Annotated in this window: 14 protein-coding genes; 4 read left to right on the top strand and 10 right to left on the bottom strand. The window is 57.7% G+C overall.

From position 1 onward, the window contains the following. Nucleotides 1–622 precede the first annotated feature (622 nt). Together F2982_RS29815 and F2982_RS29820 are read right to left on the bottom strand one after the other, a co-directional pair. Complete coding sequence (locus F2982_RS29815; protein WP_203431233.1) at nucleotides 623–1861, bottom strand: adenylate/guanylate cyclase domain-containing protein; 1239 nt, start codon at nucleotides 1859–1861, stop codon at nucleotides 623–625. Between the two features lie 1378 nt (nucleotides 1862–3239). Next, nucleotides 3240–3839, bottom strand: a complete 600-nt coding sequence (locus F2982_RS29820; protein ID WP_203431234.1) for a CGNR zinc finger domain-containing protein — start codon at nucleotides 3837–3839, stop codon at nucleotides 3240–3242. Nucleotides 3840–3914: 75 nt separating this feature from the next. Between F2982_RS29820 and F2982_RS29825 the strand changes: the two genes are divergently transcribed. Further along, nucleotides 3915–4829 (top strand): EamA family transporter, encoded by a 915-nt coding sequence (locus F2982_RS29825; protein WP_203431235.1) that lies wholly within the window; start codon nucleotides 3915–3917, stop codon nucleotides 4827–4829. A 29-nt stretch (nucleotides 4830–4858) separates the two neighbouring features. On the opposite strand, the gene F2982_RS29830 is transcribed toward F2982_RS29825, so the two are convergent. From F2982_RS29830 to F2982_RS29855, 6 genes are all read right to left on the bottom strand, one after another. After that, nucleotides 4859–5101, bottom strand: coding sequence for a DUF2934 domain-containing protein (locus tag F2982_RS29830; RefSeq protein WP_203431236.1), 243 nt, complete (start codon nucleotides 5099–5101; stop codon nucleotides 4859–4861). Nucleotides 5102–5690: 589 nt separating this feature from the next. Continuing rightward, nucleotides 5691–7907, bottom strand: a complete 2217-nt coding sequence (glgB, locus tag F2982_RS29835) for a 1,4-alpha-glucan branching protein GlgB (protein WP_203431237.1) — start codon at nucleotides 7905–7907, stop codon at nucleotides 5691–5693. Next, a complete protein-coding gene (gene treS, locus F2982_RS29840; protein WP_203431238.1) occupies nucleotides 7904–11200 on the bottom strand; it encodes a maltose alpha-D-glucosyltransferase in 3297 nt (1098 codons plus the stop codon). The genes glgB and treS overlap by 4 nt, the downstream gene beginning before the upstream one ends. Nucleotide 11201: 1 nt before the next feature. Further along, nucleotides 11202–14408, bottom strand: a complete 3207-nt coding sequence (locus tag F2982_RS29845) for an alpha-1,4-glucan--maltose-1-phosphate maltosyltransferase (RefSeq protein WP_203431239.1) — start codon at nucleotides 14406–14408, stop codon at nucleotides 11202–11204. 724 nt (nucleotides 14409–15132) lie between these two features. Next, a complete protein-coding gene (locus tag F2982_RS29850; protein ID WP_203431631.1) occupies nucleotides 15133–15375 on the bottom strand; it encodes a hypothetical protein in 243 nt (80 codons plus the stop codon). A gap of 49 nt (nucleotides 15376–15424) precedes the next feature. Then, complete coding sequence (locus tag F2982_RS29855) at nucleotides 15425–15895, bottom strand: Hsp20 family protein (RefSeq protein ID WP_203431632.1); 471 nt, start codon at nucleotides 15893–15895, stop codon at nucleotides 15425–15427. Between the two features lie 316 nt (nucleotides 15896–16211). Between F2982_RS29855 and F2982_RS31885 the strand changes: the two genes are divergently transcribed. The 3 genes from F2982_RS31885 to treY all read left to right on the top strand — a co-directional run bounded on the left by F2982_RS31885 (nucleotide 16212) and on the right by treY (nucleotide 20292). Beyond that, entirely contained in the window at nucleotides 16212–16535 is a 324-nt protein-coding gene (locus tag F2982_RS31885; RefSeq protein WP_112715777.1) for a hypothetical protein, read from the top strand. A gap of 264 nt (nucleotides 16536–16799) precedes the next feature. Next, entirely contained in the window at nucleotides 16800–17378 is a 579-nt protein-coding gene (locus F2982_RS29860; RefSeq protein WP_203431240.1) for a hypothetical protein, read from the top strand. A gap of 406 nt (nucleotides 17379–17784) precedes the next feature. Further along, nucleotides 17785–20292 (top strand): malto-oligosyltrehalose synthase, encoded by a 2508-nt coding sequence (gene treY / locus F2982_RS29865; RefSeq protein ID WP_203431241.1) that lies wholly within the window; start codon nucleotides 17785–17787, stop codon nucleotides 20290–20292. A gap of 284 nt (nucleotides 20293–20576) precedes the next feature. Here the strand turns inward: treY and F2982_RS29870 are convergent, their stop codons facing one another. Both F2982_RS29870 and F2982_RS29875 read right to left on the bottom strand, forming a co-directional pair. After that, nucleotides 20577–21059: a DUF2243 domain-containing protein gene (locus tag F2982_RS29870; RefSeq protein ID WP_112715773.1), complete on the bottom strand. Its 483-nt coding sequence runs from the start codon at nucleotides 21057–21059 to the stop codon at nucleotides 20577–20579. Next, on the bottom strand, nucleotides 21056–21316 hold the full coding sequence (locus F2982_RS29875; protein ID WP_112715772.1) for a DUF982 domain-containing protein: 261 nt from the start codon (nucleotides 21314–21316) through the stop codon (nucleotides 21056–21058). Before F2982_RS29875 ends, F2982_RS29870 begins: the two co-directional genes overlap by 4 nt. Nucleotides 21317–21478 lie beyond the last annotated feature (162 nt).

The following is a 21478-nucleotide window of genomic DNA, read 5'->3' on the forward strand; positions in this document are numbered from 1 at the left end:
AACTATTCAAATCGCTATCTGATGTAAATGGAGCTGCGCAAGTTTCGACAGCCTGCCCATCAACGCGACCTGCTCCAGCATCATCTAATGACACTTGTCCAGGACGGAACAATCAAAGCCGTCTCTGCCGTAGCATGCCGACGCCGGTCACACCGCCTCCCAAATTACTCGAATAGCCACTGCCCTGCAGAAGGTTGGCGCCGAGCTCGAAAAAGGTGAACAGCCAAGGTGGGCCGCTACGCCAGGCAGATCGGCGACAGCGTCCAAGCTATCGCCGAAGACATGGAAGACAAGGAACTCGGCGCCTTGCTGGGAGGGCCGAGGACTTCGGTCGTAAGCAGCCACTGGCAGGAGCGGTGGGCCGGCCACCTAGGGCCTTAAGGAAACGGCGGAGCCGGGGTTCTGGTTTTCAGCGCCACCTTTCAAGCTTGCGCCTCAATTTGGGGCACTGCCGGTCCCGGAGCGTTAATCCGCAGTAGCGTTGCAGGCCAGCGTCACCAGCACATGAAGGGGGAAACGCCGACCACGCTCATGCTCATCGGCTCGGGCCAAGGTAGAACGTGTCCCTTACAATAGACGAGCATCGAACCGATCGGATTTTTTCGAGCCGGTCGCCGAGTAGTCAAGTGTCATCGGCACGATACCCTTCGTCAATTAAACCGAATATGCTGACGGGCGTTTCAAGACCGCGCAACCGATGGGATCCCAGTGCTACAACCTCTGAAGAGCAATTTGCTAGTGATATGAACTCCGCAGAAAGCAACACTGATTGTTTGGTCTTCTTGGTGAATTCCTCCAGCCTCGATGCGATGTTGACCGCAGGTCCGATCGCAGTGAAATCCAGACGTTTCCGCGACCCTATGTTGCCATACATGACATCGCCGACATGTACCCCAATGCCGTAGCGCAGAGCGTCCTTACCGGTTTCCAGAAGTTGACCGTTCAGGGTTTCCATTCGCGATTGCCCCTCTTTGATCGCGTAGAGGAGATCGTCGCAGGCGTCCGGGTTGCTGAGCGGGAAAATAGCCAGAAGGCCATCTCCCATAAACTTCAATATCTCGCCACCGCGGGTCTCGATTGGGTCACAAATCGCGTCGAAGTAGCCGTTTAGAATTTCGATTATATCGTCACGGGGCCACAGATCTGACAAGGCCGTGAAGTCTCGCAGGTCGCAGATCATGATTGCGGCTTTGAAGGTCTTTCCACTGCCTCGTGTCGTAGCACCGGCTAGAATTTCAGCGCCTGCGTGAGCGCCTACGTATGTTTCGAGAAGCGTGCGGGCCATGGCATTCTTCATCCGGATCTCGCTTGCCAGTGCCAGCGCAGGCAACAAGTCCTTCAGGTAATCCATGTCGTGCTGGAGGAACCCATGCGGTTTCTTGGTGGCAAAGGTGACGACGTGGCACTTTCCGAGTGTATGTTTGATCGGCCACGCAACATAGTCGGTATATCCCTCGCGGTGGAGCTCTTCAAAAAGTGGGTATTTGGATATCTCGCCGGTACGCGCAAAGAGATGTTGCCGTACTTCCGAAGCTCCGTTGTAAATTTCAGTGGCTGGTTTGCGGAGGAAAATCTCAGTGGTGTCGACGTTGTAGTCGAATGTATCGATCTCGGCTTCAACTGCACCGGTTTGCCACAGTATCCGGGCACCCTGCCATTGCGGATGCTGAATTCTTAGGTGAAGAGACGATCTGGCGACTGATATACCGTCAGCCACGAGCCTCTCGCACATGTCCACCAGCAAGTTGTCAAGGAACCGCTGCGCGCTCGTGTCATTCATCAACCAGTCGAGGACCGCTCGACGCTTGTGGGGCCACGATCCACTGCGCGTGCGTGGAAGGTGTGAAACGGTATTGCTCATAGAGGTCCTCCTGCCCGCGCATCCTAAGGGTGCCAAGCGCAATGGGGAAGGAGGTTTTGTCCATCAAGCTGTAGTTCCTCAGATTGTCGGCGCTTATCGCCCGAGGCTCAACCTGGCAATCTAGTTGCAGACCTGAACCCGTTCAGTATGATAACCGTAATCGTATCGGTCCTGCACCGTCCTGCGTTCGTACCAGCACTCCCGAGCCGGAGCCGCATAATATCGCGGTGCGCTGTTTTCTATCGAGCCAGCCCCGATCAGACCACCTGCAAGCCCGCCTGCAATTGCGCCGCCATAGTCATTGTGATGTCTATGCCTGCGCCAATCCCGCCGCGGTCCGTCCCAGCCATCCCAACCGCGGTGATCCCGCCACCCGCGATTGTAGTAGTCCTGCGCGTCCGCGGCCGCGGGAGCCAGGGCGACCGGAGCGGCAAATGCAGCGACCACCGCAGCTAAAACAATCTTTTTGAACATTAGGTTACTCCGATTTTGGTGCCCCGCTCCTACCGCGGGCGTCGCCGGTTTGGATAAGAATTACGACGCGCGGCATGAATTCAAGCTGAATGACCCGTTTATCCATGTGTCAGCTTAGCACGTCCCGGACGCCAAACGGTGGCTGGCGGCCCACCGGATAGGCACCTTGCCCGTGCTTGGTCGAGGCGCTAGTCGTCTCGCGCAACGCTCAAGAACACCTTCCTCAGTTGCTGTTCGCGCATTCGGTTCGGTCATCAAGCGGGTCCGCCGACATGCTCACGGCTCATCGCGCTGCCACCCCATAGACCGACACTGCTTCTCAGCCACGTATTGGGCGTCTGAGAGGCTTCTGTACTGACCTGGAAGATCATAACGGCGCCGCTGAAAAACGAAGAAGGCCTTCCCATCAATTCTGTTGTACGTGACCAACGGTGCGTCTTCTTCATTGCTCATGCAGGGCATCCCTCGTTTTTCGCGGGAGTAACCCGCGAACAGGGCGTCGGTTCCGTTCATCGCGGATGGTCGACGAAGCCGAGCGTGTCACGCCGATGCGGATCGCGACGCGCCGCGGCCCCGCATGGCGGATGACGAGCTCCTTATCGATGAACCGGGAAGAAAAACGGCGCGTGCCGCTTGAACGGACACGCGCCTAAAAATGAGGTGCACGCATGGGGAATGCAGCCCGAAGATGGCAGCGGATGGTTAAGATCCGGTTAACGCGCCACACCGTGATGAGGGGTCCTGGCTTAGGCCCTGAACGGATGGATACATCCTTCCAGCGTTATCCATTTCGCAACCGGTTTCCGGCTCAGCCATGACAATGGTTCTGGCCTTGGCTGTGATGAAACGGCGACCCACGTGATTTAGATGACCCCCGCGCCCCAAGCGCGACCGACGAGGGTCATCAACTTTGCCTAAATTTCCTGACGCGATTGTGGACGCCGCAGCTTGCTTCCGAGCACCAGATCCGCCGTCCGCCTTTTGATGTATCGAGAAACAACCAACCGCAATTGTCGCCTTTGCACTCCTTCACCGATCGTCGGTTCGGTCGCGACACTAGCAGGTCGGCAGCGGAGCTCGAAAGCACATGCACGAGGTCGGCGGGCGTCTCGACCTTCGTTGTCCAAGCCCACCCGCCGGCAAGTTGCTCGAAGACTTGATGGCTTCGAGCAACGATCGCAGCCGCTTTGACGACATTTGCATCACCTTCCGGGGCAATTGCGCCCCCGTCTTCTTCGAGAAAGACACGATAAAGGCTCTCACGGAGATCAATTCCCGTCGCCAGCGCCTTGGCAGCCGCCCCAGGGCTAGCCTCTGCCGCCTGCCTTAGAGTTGCAGCCGCAGCCCCAGAAATGAGATCCACCCTTTGACTGAAAGTGACAAGGTCGACGAACTTTGTCAGGAGATCCGGGCCCAACCGACCTCGGCGGCTGTCAACTGTATTGACAAAATCCAGGGCGGGGTGCCCGCCGCTCAAGCGCATGGTGCTTACTGATTTCGCCATAGGGAACCCGATGATGCTGCCGAAGTTGTAACGGTATAAATTGATTTTACGCGTTACACAATCGGGGTCCAAGCCATGTCAGGTTCAAACTACGGGAAATTTGCAGTCCTCTGCGCTGTCTGGGGTTTAACCTGGATCGCCGTCAAGTTCGGCGTCACGAGCTTGCCACCAATGCTTTTTGCAGCTTTGCGTTTCGTCGCTGCAGGAACTGTCTTCTTGGGGATTGCGATGTGGCAGGGTCAGTCGATACGAGCGCTGGCTGTTGATTGGTGCGGGCTAATTATAGCCAGTCTGCTGATGATCACGCTGTGCTATGGCCCACTCTTCTGGGGAATGACAAAGATACCTTCAGGCACTGCCGCGGTGCTGGAAATGTCTTTGACACCGGTTTGCCTGTTCGTTTTCGGGGTGGCTTTGCGTCAGGAAACCTGGAGCTGGGCACCAGCGATCGGTCTCGCCGTCGGATCCCTCGGACTATATCTGCTCTTCGTCGGTGAAGCACAGGTGAGCTACGATAGGGGCGCCTGGCTTGGCATCCTTGCCGTTTGCTGGGCTGCGGCTTCGTCCGCATTGGGCTCGGTGCTCGCAAAACCGCTCATTGCAAGACACGGAAGCGCAGTTGTTGCGGGCTCGACAACATTCCTCGGCGGGCTGCTGCTTTCCGCCGGGGCCGTGATCTGCGGCGAAAACCCAAGCGCATTAGCATTAAGCAACTGGACTATGGGAGCGTTCGCAGGATGGCTTTTCCTGGTGATTTTTGGTTCGCTGGTCGGTTACAGACTGTACATGCAGCTCCTGAGGGACGCCGGACCGAGCCGAGCCGGTATGTTCGCCTTTGTTTCTCCCGTCATCGCCGTCGTTGTTGGCGCCCTCTTTGCGCAGGAAACGATTACAGTCGCGAACGTCATTGGCATAATGCTCATGCTGTTGTCGGCGGCAACGTGCCTGTGCGGTCCACGATCTTCGGAGAAGGCAACTCCGCGTCGATGAAGGGCGCCATTACGTCTACCGCGTATAGCTCAACGCCGTTTTCTGGCCGGCTTTGAAATCGGCGGCGGGACCGGCGAAGGCTTATCCTTGCCCAACTCAGGGGCTGAAGCAGCTGGATTTTCACCGGTCACCTCCGCCGCTACTTCCGCCTCTGTCGCTTCATGTTGATCTTCGGCTCGTTGCCAATGATCAAGATCAGCACCTTCCGGTCTTCCTTCGTCTTCCCAAATCTTGTAAGCCCGCTCGCGTCGCTTTTGGTCTTTGTCGTTCATGGAACCGTCCTCCCGTTCTTCCTTTGCGCATAACCAACATGTGGCGTACTAGTTCCGCAGCTAGGATCCGGATTGACGGGACCTGCGGTTGCACCGCGCCCATTGCGGTTCTATTGAGCTCATCCAGGAGTGCGGGTTCGAGACGCAAGGATCGCCCGGAAAATGGGCTTTCCTTCTTGTGTGACAAGGCCATCACACTTTGGTGCCGACCCCTAGCGTCGTGTGACAACGGACAGGCCGTGCAAAAGCGCCGGAAGGCGACAATCGCGCCTCTCGGCTGGAAAGGGTATCGACACCAATCGGCTAATAGCCGCATCTGAGAGTGGAAAGCCATGCAACCGGTGGAACCGCGGTAACTCTTTCGGCCGCCGCCAAGAACGTGGGAGATCGTCCGCTATATCTCTCAGAGCCTACTTGCGACTCTCTCCAGCTCAACCGCCCCAGGTCGACGTCACACCTGGGGCGCTGCATCATCGATGGAGCGTTCAGCTGGCAAAGTTGATATATGAAGGCCGTTCATACCCGCGGTACAGTGCCAAATACATCCTCTTGCCGGCCAGTCGCGCACCCGCTTTCGGCTGCGAGGGTTTCATCGATTTCGATCTCTAATGTACATGACAGTCGACAAAGGTGGCAGATCAGCCTCGATCGACATTGGCCGGCCGTGAGCGGCAACGAACTGTACAGCAACGTCGCCTATATCGGTTCCCGCGCCTCCATATACGGTGTCGTCCGTATTGAGTATCTTGCGCCAAAGGCCATCGAGAGGCACGCCAATTCGATAGCCTTGGCGCGGGACGGGCGTGAAATTGGATACAATCACGCAGGCGGTGTCGCGGGTCTGATCGTAGCGGATCATCGCCAGGACGGAATTCTCAGCGTCGTCGGCGACGGCCCACTCGAACCCGTCCGGGTGCAGATCGCCATATTGCAGGCATGGAAAGTGAGCATAAACGCGATTAAGGTCTCTCACCAACCTCTGAAGACCGCGATGACGAGGGTCGTCGAGAAGATCCCAGTCGAGCGAGGCGTCGTGATTCCATTCGTTCTTCTGGCCGATCTCACAACCCATAAATATCAGCTTCTTCCCTGGATGGCCCCACATGAAGCCGTACAGGGCTCTGAGATTGGCATGTTTTTGCCAGTCGTCACCTGGCATCTTACCCAGCATCGATCCCTTGCCGTGAACCACCTCATCGTGGGAAAACGGCAGGACAAACCGCTCAGTGTAAGCGTAGACCATCCCGAAGGTCATCGAGCCATGGTGATACTTGCGATAGACCGGATTGTCCGAAATGTAGTGAAGGGTGTCATGCATCCACCCCATGTTCCATTTCATGTCGAACCCCAGGCCGCCGTCAGCCGGCGAGGCTGTGACCTTCGGAAAGGCCGTCGATTCTTCGGCGATCATTAAGATATTCGGGTGGCGGTCGCGAACGACGCTGTTGAGGTGCTTGAAAAACTCTATGGCTTCTAGGTTCTCTCGCCCTCCGTACCGGTTCGGGATCCATTCACCCTCGGCACGGCTGTAATCGCGGTAAAGCATCGAGGCAACGGCGTCGACCCGCAGACCATCGACATGGTACCTGTCAAGCCATTCAAGGGCGCTTGCAATCAGGAACCCTTTCACTTCGGATCGCCCGAGGTTGTAGATCAGCGTGTTCCAGTCCTTGTGATAGCCCTCTCTTGGATCCTCATGCTCGTAGAGCGCAGTTCCGTCGAAGCGCGCCAGACCCCAGACATCACTTGGGAAATGGGCCGGCACCCAGTCAAGGATGACGCCGATCCCGCTTTCGTGGCAGCGGTCGACGAAATATCCGAAGTCTTCCGGCGTTCCATACCGTCCCGTCGGGGCAAAAAGGCCTAGTGGCTGATATCCCCATGAACCCCCGAAAGGATATTCCATGATCGGCATAAGCTCCACATGCGTAAACCCCATTTCCTTGACATAGGGGATCAGCCGCTGGGACAGTTCGAACCAATCGAGCGAACGCCCGCCATCCTTCATGTCCCGAAGCCAGGATCCGGCATGAACTTCATAGATCGATATCGGACCGTCCAGAATGTCCCTCCCAGCCCGCCGTTCGAGCCATTCAGCATCCCGCCATTTCACCGGTTCGGTTGAGGCAACGATGGATGCAGTGGAAGGCGCGGCTTCCGAAGCCCGGGCCACTGGATCAGCCTTCTGAGCAAGCAGATTGCCCTGCCCGTCCAAAATTTCGAATTTGTAGCGGTCGCCAACCGTCAGATCTGGGATGAAGATTTCCCAGACACCTGCCTCACGCCGCAAGCGCATTGGGTGGCGCCGACCATCCCAGCTATTGAAATCTCCAACCACCGAGACCCGGCGCGCATTTGGCGCCCAGACCGCAAAACGCACACCCTGGATGCCGTCGACGGTGACCGGATTTGCACCGAGAGCCGACGAAAGTTGGTAGTGCGTTCCTTGCGAAATCAAATGCAGGTCGAGATCACCAAGCAGGGGGCCGAACCGATAGGGATCTTCCGTCTCCTGGGCGCCGTTTGGCCAGAGGATTCTCAGCTTATATCCTGCGTCACTTTGGACCGGGCCGAGGAACACGCCGCCTGCATGCACCAGCGACGACACTGCAAGCACAGCACCCGTTGCGCGGTCGACCAATTCGACGCCTAGAGCGCCAGGAACGAACGTGCGAACTGTAATTCGCCCATCTTGCGACCGGTGGGGTCCCAGAAACGCGAAGGGATCGCCATGACGGCCCTCGACGATTGCGAGAAGTTCGCCGGGAGCCAAACTAGATGTGTCGACCGTCGATGGCTCCATCATGCCCGTTCTCCGTCAAGGCGTGACACGATTGCGCTGAAGCCGGCCAGGGGAATTGGCAGCCACTTCGGGCGATTGCGTGCCTCGTAGGCGATCTCGTACGCTGCCTTCTCCAAAAGGAAGATGTCGAGAAGCGCACGTATGGTCTTCGGATCGCTCGGCAGATCTGGTGATGCAGACAACGCGTGGATATATTTCTGAAGAAAAAGTTCCTCGGCTGCTTTGCCAAAGCGGTTGACAAACAAGCGCCTGCGCTCGTCGTGATGGTCGGACACGGCATCATTTTCAAGAGTCGCCGTGGCAACGAGATAGTCAAGAGATCGCAAAAGACCGGCGGCGTCCCGCAAGGGGCTGGTCTTTGCACGCCGCTCCGCGAGATTGCGCGCCGGTTCGCCTTCGAAGTCGATGATGACGGCGTCACCTTCCGTCACGAGTATTTGACCTAGATGAAAATCCCCATGAGTGCGTGTCAGCACGGCGTCTGCCGCCCGTCCACACAATCTTGCAGCCAATTTAGATATCTGCTCCCTTTGCGCCAAGAGACTGCGAATATCCTTCTCGACCGCGCTGTCGGGCGTGTCCGCGAGCTCCTCCAACTTGGAGAAGGCGTAGGCGATCTCGCCGGTCACTGATCTTTCGATGCCAGCAACGTCAGCCTCATCCGCTCTCCGCGGCGCGAAAGATGGATCTTCACTCGGTCGCGCAAGCAGGACGTGAAGTTCACCCAGGCGCTGGCCGATCATAGCAACGAAGTTCAAAAGCGGCTGTAGCTCGTCGTCAGCGGCGTCAGGCTCCGCTTCGGTGGTTGCAACCTCATCTGCAACCCGACGCAGATTGGCGAGCATCCAGTTCCACGCATCGCCCTGGTTACGGATTGCGCCTTGTACGACGGCAAGTGTCCACCGCCGCCCGTCCGCGTCATTACGCGCGACTTCGCCGAGAAGTGGAGCGGTGTGTTCATATCCCTGCTCGGTAAGATAGCGCGTCATTTCAACTTCGGGATGAACGCCCTCGAAGACGTGCCTTATAAGCTTGATCATGGCGATCTCGCCGACGATCAGAGAACTGTTTGACTGCTCCGCAGATAGCCATCGGATCTCCATTTCGGCGGTGATATCCAGCTGGTCCAAGTAATCGGTCCCGATGAAGTCTATCGTGCCGGAACGACCGGTCACGGTCGAGCGGTTCTTCAGGCTCTCGATCAAACCCCGCGCCATTGGCTCCACCGTAAAGCCGTCGGTGAGAAATCCAACACGTCGTCCTTGACGAATGCGAGCCAAGGCAAGTTGCTGGCCTAGGATGTTCGTCGTGGTGTCATCCCATTCGATGGCGAGCGGGAGCTGATAAGTCTCAACGTGATCAGGCAGGATGGCCTCGAGCTCGCCCAGCACTATCCCATCAGCGAATGGGATCGGCGTCGCCGAAACAAGCCTTGCCGATTGAAGAGACTGATCCTTGGCACCAAACCACCGCCGTCTTGAAAGATATGCTGGAAGGATGTCGTTGCCGAGCGCCCTCTGATGCTGAGGTTCATCAACCAGCTCCGTGAGGCTTCGGCGAATGACGACCGTGTGAAAATCGGGCAACTGTTCCGGCGGAGCCGTGCGCCACGCCGGACCATCCGATTCAGCATTGAGCTGGAACCAGAAAAACCCATAGGGCGGCAACGTCAGAAGATAGGTAAGCTGGCCGATTGGCGGGAACGGTGACATGCCGGTCAGCTCGACAGGCACGCGGCCTTCGTAGGCGGAGAGGTCCAATTCAACGGCTTGAGGTACCCGCGATAGGTTTGCCACGCACAGGATAACCTCGTCTCCGTGCTCTCGGAGATAGGCCAGAATACGCCGGTTGTCAGGAGAAAGAAACCGAAGCGACCCTCTGCCAAATGCGGGGTGCCGGCCGCGCAGCGAAAGCATGCGCCGGGTCCAGTTTAACAGCGAGTGCGCGTCTGATGTTTGGGACTCGACGTTGAGCGCTTCATAGCCATACTGCGCGTCCGAAACGGGCGGAAGGACCAGGCGGGCGGGATTGGCCCTTGAGAAGCCGCCATTGCGGTCGGGCGACCACTGCATCGGGGTTCGAACGCCGTCGCGATCGCCAAGGTAGATGTTGTCGCCCATCCCGATCTCATCACCGTAGTAAAGAACCGGCGTGCCCTGCATCGACAGCAGAAGCGCGTTCATCAGCTCAATACGCCGGCGATCGCGCTCCATCAACGGAGCCAGGCGACGGCGGATACCGAGATTTATGCGTGCTCGCCTGTCGGACGCATATGTTTCCCAAAGATAATCGCGCTCGGCATCCGTCACCATTTCAAGCGTCAGCTCATCGTGGTTTCTCAGGAAAATCGCCCACTGACAGCTGTCGGGAATATCCGGCGTCTGACGCATGATGTCGGTAATCGGAAACCTGTCCTCCTTGGCGATCGCCATGTACATCCGGGGCATCAGCGGAAAATGAAATGCCATGTGGCACTCGTCCCCGTCTCCAAAATATTCCCGGGTATCTTCCGGCCACTGGTTGGCTTCCGCAAGCAGCATCACGCCGGGATGTGTCTCATCGAGCGCGGCGCGAATGCGCTTCAGGATCGCATGCGTTTCCGGCAAGTTCTCGTTGTTTGTTCCCTCGCGTTCTACCAAATAGGGGATCGCGTCCAGTCGGAAGCCGTCAATGCCAGTTTCCAGCCAGAAGCGCATCACCGACAGAAGTTCCTTCATCACCAAGGGGTTGTCGAAATTCAGATCAGGCTGATGCGAATAAAAGCGATGCCAATAGTACGCTCCAGCCGTCGGATCCCACGTCCAGTTGGACTTCTCGGTGTCGATGAAGATGATACGGGTCTCAAGAAATTTCTGGTCTGTATCGGACCAGACGTAGAAGTCGCGCTCCGGGCTTCCCGCGGGTGACTGGCGCGCACGTTGAAACCACGGGTGCTGATCGGACGTGTGGTTGATGACCAGCTCGATGATAACCCGAATATTGCGTTCGTGGGCGGCGGCTACGAATTTGCGAAAGTCTTCGATCGTGCCGTAGTCGGGACTGACGCTCCCATAGTCGGCGATGTCATAACCATCGTCGCGCCGTGACGAAGGAAAGAAAGGCAGGAGCCAGATCGCGTTCACGCCAAGCGAAGCGATATGATCAAGCTTCTCGAATAGACCTTCAAAATCCCCAATTCCGTCACCGTTGGCGTCATAGAACGATTTGATGTGCAACTGGTAGATGATTGCATCTTTATACCACAACGTGGCGTCGGCTGTCTCTGCCCGGCCTTCGCTGCTCGACACGTCTTCCATGTCAAATCTCTCCTGTTCTGACGCGCCAAATGGCGAAGGGCAAATGAATGGGATCAAGCCTGAGCGTCTGCCGCTTGCCTGTTAGCGAGAACCGTCGGGGGTTGACCAGGTCTTCCAAATCGAGCGTGCCAGCGTCATCCTTTCCAAAGTTCCAGAGCGGGATTTCGACGGTGCTCTCTTCGATGCCATGCGGATTGAGGCATATGCCGATCAGCAGGACGTTGTGGCGCCCAGGCGCGGCCTTTTCGAAGAACATCACATTCGGGTTGGACGAATTCAAAAGCGTCAGGCCGAGATGGGAATGGAGCGCGGGGTTATCACGGCGAAGCCTGTTCAGCATCGTTATTTCCGGCTTGATGTTCCCAGGCCGGTCGTAGTCCCAGGCGCGAATTTCGTATTTCTCGCTGTCGGCATATTCCTTGCGCTTGACATCGGGACGGCCCTCGCAAAGTTCGAACCCGTTATAGACCCCCCACAGGCCAGACAGTGTGGCAGCCAGTGCGGCACGGATCACGAATGCCGGCCGCGGCGCATTCTGGAGAAAGTCTGGATTGATGTCGTGCGTGTTGACAAAGAAGTGGGGCCGAAAGAATTCCTTGGCTTGGCTCTGCGTTATCTCGAGCATGTACTGCTCAAGCTCCCACTTGCTGTTGCGCCAAGTGAAGTAGGTGTAGGACTGAGAAAATCCGACTTTGGCGAGACGGTACATCACCTTCGGCCGCGTGAACGCTTCGGACAGAAAGACGACCTCCGGGTGGCGGGCGCGTATATCGCCGATCAGCCATTCCCAGAACGGAAAAGGTTTGGTGTGGGGATTATCCACCCGGAAGAGCTTGACGCCCTCGTCCACCCAAAGCTGGACGATATCGCGCAATTCTTCCCAAAGCGCTGGCACGGCATCCTGAGAGTAAAAGTCGACATTGACAATGTCCTCGTATTTCTTAGGCGGATTTTCCGCGTAGCGGATCGTTCCGTCCGGTCTCCACTCGAACCAGCCAGGGTGCTCGGTCAGCCAAGGGTGATCAGGAGAAGCCTGGATTGCGAGATCGAGTGCCAGTTCCAGCCCTTCGTTACGCATTGCTTCAACAAGACGCCGAAACGCGTCAATCCCGCCCAGTTCCGGATGGATTGCATCGTGACCGCCATCCGGCGAACCGATCGCATAGGGACTGCCTGGATCACCAGGGCCCGCTACCAAGCTGTTGTTTCGGCCTTTACGATTGGTGGTGCCAATTGGATGGATCGGTGGGAAATACAAAACGTCGAAGCCCATCTCGCGGATCGCCGGCAGTCGGGCAACAACGTCGTCGAAGGTTCCGTGACGATGAGGATCTCCACTTTGTGACCGAGGAAAGACTTGATACCAGCTTGAGAACGCGGCCTCCGCGCGCTCTGAATCGACGCTATAGGTGCCCGACCGAGTTCGGAACGGTCGCTCGTCAGCCTGCGACATCAGTACCGAGAGATGAGGTGACAAGAGCAGCCGGGTCTTTTCGGCCGCGTCGCTGCGCTCTATCGCTTCCAGCAGTTCCACAAGTTTATCATGAAGGCCGGGGTCGGCATTCCCCGCGGTTCTCTCGGCCGCGCGTCGTACCAGCGCTGCCCCCTCGGTCAGTTCCAGGCTGAGGTCAAGCCGGGCTTCGGCTTTTTTCGACAGCTCGTAGCGGAATATAGCAAACGGGTTCTTCCAAGCCTCGATGCAGTAGTGATAGCGGCCGATCCTTTCGAGGGAAAAGGCACCGGCCCAACGATCATTGCTGTCGGAACTCAGCGGCACCTCATGCCACTCCGCTTCATCTATTGCCCGGTACAATATCGCCGCCTCCAAGCGGTCGTGCCCGTCGGCAAATATATCGGCCGTTACGGCAACCCTGTCCCCGACGACGCGTTTGACAGGGAAACGCCCAAGGTCGACCGACGGCTCGATATTTTCAATCGCGATACGTCCGGACGGGTCGGTTGCCGTCCCTGGTGACGTCAGGCTTTGTGTTGCGATCACGGCGCCCGCCGCGACAGCGACCGTTCTAACCTCTCCGGGAGCAAGTCGGTTCGACCGGAGATGCGACTCGGAAACAAGGAAGGGTGCGGCAGCACGCGAAATGATGTCGTCTGGAAAAGCACACGGCCGGCGCAGGTCCCGGTTAACCACAAGCAGACGCTTTCGCTCCGCAACACGTGGGTCTGGTGCGTCAGTTAGGGTCATGACGATCACCTGCGCCGCGGCCTCATATGCCGTCGGCGTCAGCGCATCTTTAGCAGCAATAGCCGCGTTGGCTTCACGGACCGCTGCCGAAAGATCGAAAGCACCATTCGACCGAATCATGCGCAGGTCTTGACCTGAACCGCGGGTGGCATCCAGTGGCAGGACCGCGCCAAACTCGAAGCCCATAGGAATGAGCATTCCATCGCCAAGCTCGGCCGAAAGTCGCAGCGCCCGGATCGACTTCCGCTCGCGGATCTCCCGGCTCTCGGTCCCATGGGCGAGCCGCCTTGCGAACGGAGCTTCGGGAAAGGCGACCTGCAGCCCAAGTGCTCGCTGCAGACGCAGCTCCTCGAAAAGCCACGCTTCCTGCAAGTCCCACCAGGCAAGCGATGAAAATGTGCCATCAAAGCCCAGGCCGGCGAGCCGTCGGCGAAATGAGAAGTCGGTCCCCGGGGTGTAGACCAGCCGTAAAGGATCCGCACCGCCCGTCTCAGCCACTGCCAATCGCCTCAGATCAGCCTCGCCCAGGGCGTCAAGCCCCAGATAACGGAATCCTGAGACTCCAAGGGTGGTTAATTTGCGCAACAGTTCACCGAAACGGTCGATGTCGCCGCCGGCTGCGCCGTTTCGCGCGGGCGCGGATGGTGAAGGACGGGGATCGAGCGCATCACTTTCACCAGTGGTTTCTGCCTGCCCTGCCGGAAGCACGACGTCGATCATGAAGTCCATCCCTTGCGATTTCGCTCTTTCGCACAGGAATGCGACACCCTCTTCCAATGGACGCTGGAGCCCGAAGGCGGGATCTATGGAACTGGCATCGAATGCTTTGAAAATGCTGGCGTCCTGGAAGTGGCGCCGAAAGATCGGCGCGGACATGACCGTGTCGAAATTCAAAGATGCGGCGTGATCGAAGATCTCCAGCCAACGTCTTTCCGTTGGCAAATCGAGAGGATTGACATAATAGATGCGGGGCCTTGAGATCTTCGAGCGACGCGCAGGCATCATCTGTATTTCTCCACGCACGGGCAGGTCGAGCCGCAGGTTCTTTACGCAGGAGCGATAGAAACTTTCGGACCTGGCCGTTGTTCCCGACAATCTGCGGTTTGTGATTGACGAGCAAACGCGGCAGCAGGCCCCGCGGCTAACCCCGGAAATCGATCGAGCAACTTGCTCGGCGGCCGGTTGCCGAGTCCTCGGGATTGCGATCGTTATCGGCCAAGTTTCAGCCCGCCCTTCGCCGAGGCGGTTCGGCGGACGGCGCATAGCGCGCCGGCGAGGTCACGCGCTCCCGCCGCTTCCTAGATCAGCGCGCTGCATACGACGTTAGTCAGGGTTTGCCGCCCCGGCACCCGGTCCCGCCAAGCATCAAGACGTGGCAAGCCGCGTCGCGCCTTGCAATGCCATGGGTCAGGACTTTAAAGCTTCGCGTGCTGCCTTCAGCCGCTCGGTCTTTCGCCGGCGCGCCTCCGCTTCGGCTTCGATCGTTGATATTGCTATGACATGGGTCTCTTCCGCACGAGACCGGCGCTCGGTCATAGTCATCGATTTACGGCGGCGTGATATCGGTCGTTCTTCGTTTTTGCTCATGCCTGCTAATTGCGTCGTGAAGCGCTCAAGGCAACACTACCGTCCGGAAACGTACACGATTGGCAACCACACCCGTTGTCACTCGCGTACGTTCATCGCCACCGTCCAAACAGGATCGGACCTGCAACAGACCCGGTCTAGCCTATTGCTTGGAGGGCTCGCGCTTTGCAAATATACCGCGGGCAGCACTCACCATCGCGTCAAGGTGTTGAGGATCGTGCACGCCTTGCCGATAAAGCTGCACCAGGATCGAAGCGATCCGCTCGCCTTCTTCCGATCGACGGTCAACGCCGGCCTTGGACGCGACGGCATCGAAGACACGTTGACAGGCCTCCAAGTCGCCGACGTAAAAGCCGTCGTGCTTATCAATTTGAAACGCTTCCATAGCCATTGCAGACGGCGCATGCTACGCCGCCCGCTCCCCTGTGTTGAAATCAAGCGACCTGCTTGTCGCCTTCGATCTGGAGCGGAGCCGAAGCCTCGCTGTCACCGCCGATCGAGATCTTGCGCGGCTTCATAGCTTCGGGGATTTCCCGTTTGAGATCGATGGAAAGCAGCCCGTTTTTCAGGCAAGCGTTCTCGACGCTAACATGATCTGCAAGTTCGAACCGACGCTCGAAGCTGCGCGCCGCAATGCCCCGATGCAGGTACTCAGCCTTGCTGTCATCGGCCTTTCCACCCTTGACGACGAGAAGGTTGCGCTCCTGCGTAATGTCGAGATCGCCATCCTCGAACCCGGCGACAGCCATCACGATCTTATACTCATTGTCGCCGTTCTTGATGATGTCGTAAGGCGGCCACGCGTCGACTGGCTGGAGACGCTGTGAATTATTGAGCAGCGAAAATACCCGATCGAAGCCGATGCTGGACCGATAGAGTGGCCCGAAGTCGAATTCTGTTCTCATGACCAAAACCTCTTTAAAGCGAGTTGGAAGCGGAACGCTGAGAAAGGGCGTTCCCTGTTCTCCGGCCCCCATCTGGGCTACCGGCGTGCGCAAATCTGGTTTTTTTGATTTTTGTTTTCAAGGCAGCCGAACAAAATTTTTTGCACACTCCTGGAGCGACGTTTGCATATGCGATCGCCGGGCTTCACGCGAAAAGAGGCGGAGGTTCAGAGGCGTTCAGCGGCGCGCATCGCTCCTTGGCGAACCGGGTGAACGAGCCGTGGAACCATTTCCATATTCTGATGTTAGACGGCGTCACCAACAGGATCAAACTTTCATGCGCGCAGTTTTATTGACTTTGGCCGCCCTCCTCGCCGGCTCGCCGTGCTACGCAATTTCGAGACTAAGCCCATTGTCCATGACCTGTGAGCAGGCCCGAGAGGCAGTCCACTCACAGGGAGCAGTCATCTTCCGATGGAAGTCGCCGCGGGGTCTGCCGCTCTATGACCGCTTTGTGCGCAATAGTCGGTTCTGCGAGGCCAACGAATACGCTGAGTGGAAGAGCATACCGACCAGAGACAACAGGAGCTGCCGGGTACTGAATTGCCAGAACATCGACAACCTGGATGGCACCTTTATTGTTCCCGATCACTCCCTTTAGACTGAGCGCCATTTTAGCCGAAGGGAGGCGCGGGATTGGAGGACGAAATGAGAGACCATTGCGTTGTAGGCCTCCAGGCCGTCTCAGCCGGAAAGCCGTCCTCTTGAGCCCTCGTGTGATCTGGCTTGGCAGGCTAGGCAAATGCGCTTCTCGGCGTCGAGGACGCAGGCGCGACAGCCTAAGTCACGTCGTTGCCGATTGTGTGTTTGTCAGGGAACTTGTCTCAGAAATCAGCGTTCGATCCAGTTGCTTGAGGAGTGGGACATGCAGCCGGCTGACTTTCGAATGGCTTTTCTTGAGACGCTTCAGGAGCTCTCTGACCTTGCGGGCGACGATCCCGTGGATGGCCGGGCCGCTTGGAGCGTTGATTACCTCACCAGGCGCAAGACGTGGTTCAGCTTTTCCGGCACCAGCCGTGCGGGTATGCTTTTTGCCAGAGGACGAGCGCTTGACACGATCAGCGGCGCAATGATCGATGACGAAGCTATTATGATGACGTTCCGGCTTCTGGATTTTACGCACAATCAGCTTATTTCGGCTTATATGGGGAAGAAGCGCCTTGCCACGCAGATTGCAGGGGATCTTTCCAGAGGTTTCATTCGCGCCCCCGAATTCGTGAGTGTCCAGATCGACCACGAAGTTAGCACGTGCCCAGACACGATCCACCGCTCTTCGACGCGTTTCATCTTTGTGGGCTTTGAGCGAATGGATGATGCAGACGATGTCGGCTCGGGGAAGGGCCTGGCCGGATCCCGAGACAGCATTTCCCCTCACTGGTATCGCAATCGGATACGTTTCCCTGAAAAGCGAGGCGTCCGCTTAACGCCAAAAAGGGCGGCCTGAGTGGCGCTTGCATTAATCGTCCGTCGGAAAGATGCTCCAGTTAAACGGGCTTTGAGGGCTTGGACAACTCAAGCTCAATCATGTTGCGCAAGCGTCCGCGGAAGCGAGGGACAAACCGCATGCTCTTTTCGTCAGGGCGGGTTGCCTCAAGCCATACCCGTGGACGGAAAACTCCACTTCAGACGCATAACGGCACCGCGACCCGTTCCAAGCCGTTCAACTCAAGAGATATTGGGACGTCGCGTACAAAATCTGCCGAAGCCAGGTCGGCCAGGGTGAGAACGGGGTCGGTGACTGGAACCGGCGGTGGTCTTCGGAGTTTAAAGGGCGCCTTTCAAACGACGGCGCTCTCGAGTCGTCATGCCAGGCGGGCGATCCAGAGCCTATACAACAGCCGGAAAGATCTATGAGCGTACCAACAGCAACCTATCGCATTCAGTTCCGCAACGGCATGACGTTCGATCGTGCTGCCGAACAGGTGCCCTATTTGAAGCGTCTTGGGATCAGCCATCTCTACGCCTCACCCATCTTCACCGCGACATCCGGCTCCAGCCATGGCTACGATGTCACGGATGCCACTGAAATCGATCCGGCGATCGGTGGTCGGATCGGGTTCGACCGAATGGTGAGAAGCTTAAAGGGAGCCGGCCTCGGTCTCATCCTCGATATCGTACCGAACCATATGGCGGCATCGCTTGAGAATGCGTGGTGGCGCGACGTCGTCGAACACGGCGCAGCCAGCCGCTACGCCGGGCACTTCGATATCGACTGGTCGCGCAAACTCACGCTTCCCTTTCTGGGAGGCTCATTCGATGAGGCGCTGCATGCAGGCGAGATCACGATTGAGCGAGATCCGAAAACTGGAAACCCTGCGTTCGCTTTTTACGAAGCGTTCTATCCCCTGGCGCCCGAGACCTATTCCGGTCGCAAGGACGAGATCCTGAGCCTCTCCGACAAGACCGAGATCAAGAGACTGCACGATCTTCAGCCTTACCGATTGATGTCGTGGCGTGATGCTCCACGAGATTTGTCCTATCGCCGGTTTTTCGAGATCACTGGCCTGGCCGGTGTTCGCGTTGAGGACGCTACAGTTTTTGCAGACACCCATCGTCTTATCCTTGACCTCGTCCATTCTGGCGCCGTGGATGGTCTGCGTATCGACCATGTCGACGGCCTTGCCGACCCAAAAAGCTATCTTGAGCGACTGCGTGAACAAACCGGGCCAGCGTGTTACATTACTGTCGAAAAAATCCTCGGTGAAGGCGAGATGCTTCCTCCAGACTGGCCGGTCTCCGGAACGACGGGCTACGAGTTCATCGCAGCTCTGAGCGATGTTTTCGTGGACAACGACAAGATGGAGGTTCTAAGGGGCGCCTACCAGAAGCTTGTCGGCCCCCTCGACATGAAAGAAGAACTGCGTTCGGCTAAAACGCTGATGGTAGACAACAACTTCGCGGGGGAGTTTGCTGTACTGATACAACTCGCTCGCCGGATCGGGGAGACGGATGATAGCCTCGCCTTGCCGGAAGAAGCGCTTGCGGAAGCCCTGCGCGAATTGCTGATCTGCTTCCCGGTGTACCGCACCTATGGCACGGGCGCAGGGTTGCCGGGGGAAGACAGACTCAGGCTAGCGTCAGTCATGGCGACGGTCCAAAACGCCACCAATCGCCCCGATGCCCGGGCGCTCGCTACCCTCGAGCGCATACTTCTCGGTGACGTCGATCACACTGTTGGTGAGCTCGCTTCGACATTTCGAACGCGCTTCCAGCAGCTGACTGGTCCGCTGATGGCAAAGTCTGTCGAGGACACGCTCTTCTTTCGCCAGGGCGCGCTACTCGCGCTGAACGAGGTTGGAGCAGACCCCCTTCCCCGCACCTATCGGCTGGATCGATTTCACGAGGAGATGAAGTCTCGCCTTTTGCGCCAGCCCGATGCACTTTCCGCATCGTCCACACATGATACCAAGCGCGGAGAAGACGCTCGCGCACGACTCTACGCGCTCACCGAGGCGCCGGAGGCCTGGAGCCGCGGCGTTGATCGTTGGCGGGAGATGAATAGAACGTTCGTTCAGAAGCTCGACGACGGTCTTGCCCCCGAGCCTTCCGTCGAGTGGATGCTTTACCAGGCACTTGCCGGCGTGTGGCCAGCAGATCTGGAGCACGAAGACGCCGCTTCTTTGGGTGCCATCGAAGATCGCTTCGTTGCCTACACGGAAAAAGCCTTGCGCGAAGCAAAACTTCGTACGACGTGGAGTGAGATTGACGAGGCCTATGAGAGCGCCGTCATCGCCTATGTGCGCCGCCTACTGTCACCAGACAACCGTGCTTTCCTTGACGACTTCACCAAGACCCTTCGTCCCTTCGTTCGTTCGGGCCTTGTGAATAGTATTACCCAGGCGATCATCAAGCTGACTGCTCCCGGCGTACCGGATATCTATCAGGGAAGCGAAGGCCTCGACTTCAGTCTCGTCGATCCCGACAACCGGAGGGAGCCGGACTTCGAGACCCTCCAGAGGCACCTACTGGGAGCTGGAGATGAGGTCTGGGCCGAGGACAATGGGCGACTGAAGCAGCATGTCATCACCACTCTTCTGCATGTGCGTCAGCAAGTTCCGACGCTCTTTCGCCGGGGAGATTACCTGCCACTCATAGCTTCCGGTCCTCGAGCAACTAATGTTCTCGCTTATGCTCGCGCTGATCAGACAGATGTCGTTGTAGTCGTTACGCCCCGCTTGTGGCTCGGCGTTGACGACCTGAGCGCTCCCATTCCATGGGCCGGAACGCGCATAGCCCTTCCGGCGGCCTTTCAAGATCGTTCATTCATCGATCTGTTGACGGGGCGACTTGTTCATGTGCACGATGCGCTTCAACTCGAAGCGTTCACGAAGCCTTTCGTGGTTCTCAAGTCCACCTGAAGCAGGCATCGCTCAGTCGCCAGTGACCGTCTGTGCGGAGCTTGTGAATAGTGTTGCGCCATTGCGGCAACCAGATGGTTACGGCTGGTCGCAATCGAGGGCGGCCAGCAGGGGCGATGCAGACGGAGGGTCAGGTTGGCAGTCCAAAGCACCGTAGCGCCAAAATATCGTCCAGCGTGACACTGGATCCAAACATCAGATAAGACCAGACCGGTCGAGTGGCGAAGACGAGCGCAGCGCCAAAAGCGACCCAGATCACTGCCGCTCGGAGCTCACGAAATACCTCAGCCATGCCGCCGGATCCAGATAAAGGCTCCCGCAGCGACCATCGTTCCGCCCGCTGCGAGAAAGCCGAGATCCCAGAGCAGCCAATAACCGCGAGCGACCGTTTCGTTGACGTGGTGGAGCCCCAGAATCTGATGGTCGACGATCCCCTCGACAAGATTGAAGCCCCCAAAGCCGATAAGCATTAGAGCCGCGAGCTCCGCCGTCGACCAGCGGAAGTGACTAAGCCTGCTCGACCTCCAGAGAATGAATAGCCCGGCAAGGACCAGGACATAGGTTGCCGAATGAAAAACCCCATCCCACAGCGTGTTGAGCTCGAGATTTGCGATAGTGTTGATCGGATACCAAGAGCTTATCATGTGATGCCACTGAAGCAATTGATGCAGCACGATTCCGTCGAAAAAGCCCCCGAGCCCAATTCCAAGCAGCAAGCCCGCAGATAGCGGGACGCCACTTCTGACGTTGCGTCTGATTATTGTCATGCGAGAACTTTCGCTGCGGCTGCAGCCTCTACAAACGCGCTTCGCGCGAGCGCGGGGCTACCGTGCCGAGACACTGCATTCATGCAGTGGCGCTTGGCAGCGAGATATTCAGAGTTATTCCCGGTAGGCCATCGGTGGAGCAGTGCAGAAAGCGCTGCATCAGGCCCACCGATCCGTTCGCGCATCCCGCTGCCTATTCTTATAAAGACCGGTGACGGCCAGATAACGTGAAAGTCGACATCGATAACATTTTCCATTGAGGGCCTCCTGCTTCCCATAACAATAAGCGTATCGCAGGGTTCCACTGGCCTTGGCTGTGTGCGCTAGCGAACCTTCGCTGGGCGTCTGGAACTTCTAGCCGAGGCTGTGGTTGTGACCCGCTCTGCCCTGGAAGGGCAACTTCAACATTTTCGGTGGGC

It is taken from the genome of Rhizobium sp. BG4, from assembly GCF_016864575.1.
Classification (GTDB): Bacteria; Pseudomonadota; Alphaproteobacteria; order Rhizobiales; family Rhizobiaceae; genus Rhizobium.

What these genes read in the sequence shown, in the direction of transcription:
- treS (WP_203431238.1), bottom strand. Translation starts at nt 11,200, where the DNA reads ATGGAAGACGTGTCGAGCAGCGAAGGCCGGGCAGAGACAGCCGACGCC.
- F2982_RS29825 (WP_203431235.1), top strand. Translation starts at nt 3,915, where the DNA reads ATGTCAGGTTCAAACTACGGGAAATTTGCAGTCCTCTGCGCTGTCTGG.
- F2982_RS29855 (WP_203431632.1), bottom strand. Translation starts at nt 15,895, where the DNA reads ATGAGAACAGAATTCGACTTCGGGCCACTCTATCGGTCCAGCATCGGC.
- F2982_RS29830 (WP_203431236.1), bottom strand. Translation starts at nt 5,101, where the DNA reads ATGAACGACAAAGACCAAAAGCGACGCGAGCGGGCTTACAAGATTTGG.
- F2982_RS29870 (WP_112715773.1), bottom strand. Translation starts at nt 21,059, where the DNA reads ATGACAATAATCAGACGCAACGTCAGAAGTGGCGTCCCGCTATCTGCG.
- F2982_RS29845 (WP_203431239.1), bottom strand. Translation starts at nt 14,408, where the DNA reads ATGATGCCTGCGCGTCGCTCGAAGATCTCAAGGCCCCGCATCTATTAT.
- F2982_RS29875 (WP_112715772.1), bottom strand. Translation starts at nt 21,316, where the DNA reads ATGGAAAATGTTATCGATGTCGACTTTCACGTTATCTGGCCGTCACCG.
- F2982_RS29860 (WP_203431240.1), top strand. Translation starts at nt 16,800, where the DNA reads ATGCAGCCGGCTGACTTTCGAATGGCTTTTCTTGAGACGCTTCAGGAG.
- F2982_RS29820 (WP_203431234.1), bottom strand. Translation starts at nt 3,839, where the DNA reads ATGGCGAAATCAGTAAGCACCATGCGCTTGAGCGGCGGGCACCCCGCC.
- F2982_RS31885 (WP_112715777.1), top strand. Translation starts at nt 16,212, where the DNA reads ATGCGCGCAGTTTTATTGACTTTGGCCGCCCTCCTCGCCGGCTCGCCG.
- F2982_RS29815 (WP_203431233.1), bottom strand. Translation starts at nt 1,861, where the DNA reads ATGAGCAATACCGTTTCACACCTTCCACGCACGCGCAGTGGATCGTGG.
- glgB (WP_203431237.1), bottom strand. Translation starts at nt 7,907, where the DNA reads ATGATGGAGCCATCGACGGTCGACACATCTAGTTTGGCTCCCGGCGAA.
- treY (WP_203431241.1), top strand. Translation starts at nt 17,785, where the DNA reads ATGAGCGTACCAACAGCAACCTATCGCATTCAGTTCCGCAACGGCATG.
- F2982_RS29850 (WP_203431631.1), bottom strand. Translation starts at nt 15,375, where the DNA reads ATGGAAGCGTTTCAAATTGATAAGCACGACGGCTTTTACGTCGGCGAC.